Source organism: Geodermatophilus sp. TF02-6, assembly GCF_003319115.1.
Classification (GTDB): Bacteria; Actinomycetota; Actinomycetes; order Mycobacteriales; family Geodermatophilaceae; genus Geodermatophilus.
The window spans coordinates 1-973 of the sequence record NZ_QOHF01000053.1 but is presented as its reverse complement, the minus strand read 5'-3'; the positions used below and the strand labels follow the sequence as shown (position 1 = coordinate 973).

Below are 973 nucleotides of genomic sequence, written 5' to 3'. Positions count from 1 at the left end.
TGAGGTTTTCTCAACGGATTGGCGTGTGAGCCATTCTCCGGCCCGAGGATGTGCAGGTCGGCGGGCTGAAGGGAGTGTCACTGCATAGGCGCGGGGTCCTGCGAGAGGATCGGTTCTGCTCAAGGAACGATCCTCAACCCGCAAGGACCCCGCGTGATCACCTACTCTGCCACGCTCGACGTGCCCGAGACCACCGCCACGCTGCTGACCAACCTGTTGATCGCCGAACGGCTGCGCTGCGGCACGCCCGTCGGCTCCCGTGCCGCCTCCGCCCGCACCCAGGCGATCCTGGTGCTGCGCTGGTTTCGGGAGGACACCGACATGAAGGTGCTCGCCGCCGACGCCTGGGTGTCGCTGGCCACTGGCTACCGCTATCTGCACGAGGGCATCAACGTGCTCGCCGCCCAGGCTCCGGACCTGCATCAAGTCCTCGAGGCCGGCCAGGCCGCGGGCTGGACGCATGTCACCGTCGACGGCACGCTGATCGCCACCGACCGCTGCCGGGTGCCCAATCCCGAGACCGGTCACGACCTGTGGTACTCGGGCAAACACTCCGCCCATGGCGGCAACGTTCAGGTCATCGGCGACCCCACCGGCTTTCCGGTGGCCGTCTCCGAGGTCGAGCCCGGCTCGACCCATGACCTGGCTGCCGCCCGCCGTACCGGCTTCCTCGGCGCGCTGTACGCCGCGGCCGCGCTGCTGGGGTTGCCCACCCTGGCCGACAAGGGCTACGACGGTGCCGGCGCGGGCATCCACACCCCGACCAAGGGCCGCGGGCTGCATCCGGACAGCGTGACCCGCAACGAGTTGATCAGCTGTCTCCGTGCTCCGGCCGAACGCGGCAACGCGCTGCTGAAGATGCGATGGAAGGCGCTGCGCCGCATTCGGCTGTGTCCGTGGCGAATCGGCGCCATCGCCAAAGCGGCACTCGTCCTCACCATCGCCGAACGACCAATCCGTTGAGAAAACCTCA

The 973-nt window shown here is 68.2% G+C and carries 1 protein-coding gene; it reads left to right on the top strand.

Annotated features, from left to right (window positions below; translation table 11 throughout):
• Nucleotides 1-153: 153 nt before the first annotated feature.
• Nucleotides 154-963, top strand: coding sequence for a transposase family protein (locus tag DQ238_RS22525; protein ID WP_113783476.1), 810 nt, complete (start codon nt 154-156; stop codon nt 961-963).
• Nucleotides 964-973: the final 10 nt, after the last annotated feature.